The 335-nt window shown below is 58.2% G+C and carries 2 rRNA genes; both read left to right on the top strand.

Annotated elements, in window-relative coordinates:
* Positions 1-115 (top strand): 23S ribosomal RNA (locus HW932_RS21575); the annotation flags it as partial.
* A gap of 85 nt (positions 116-200) precedes the next feature.
* Positions 201-316 (top strand): 5S ribosomal RNA (gene rrf, locus HW932_RS21570).
* The last annotated feature ends 19 nt before the right edge of the window (positions 317-335 follow it).

Raw genomic sequence — 335 nt, 5'->3', positions numbered from 1 at the left:
TGGGCACTCGAGGCCCCTAAAGGTCCGTTGAAGACCACAACGTGGATAGGCGGGGTGTGGAAGCGTGGTAACACGTGCAGCTTACCCGTACTAATTGACCGTGCGGCTTGACCATATAACACCCAAGTGCGTTACCCTTACGATCACTCACCGTTTCGCGGATCGCTGATCAACTCCTGTATCAGCGCTCCCACCCTTTCCCTGGCGGCCATAGAGGCTTGGAACCACCTGATCCCGTCCCGAACTCAGACGTGAAACAAGTCTTCGCCGATCCTAGTGTGGGGCCTCCCCATGCGAACCTAGGGCACCGCCAGGGCCCTACTCCCTCAAAACCC

It is taken from the genome of Allochromatium humboldtianum (genome assembly GCF_013385175.1).
GTDB classification, from domain to species: domain Bacteria; phylum Pseudomonadota; class Gammaproteobacteria; order Chromatiales; family Chromatiaceae; genus Thermochromatium; species Thermochromatium humboldtianum.
This window is presented reverse-complemented; position numbering and strand designations above follow the sequence as displayed.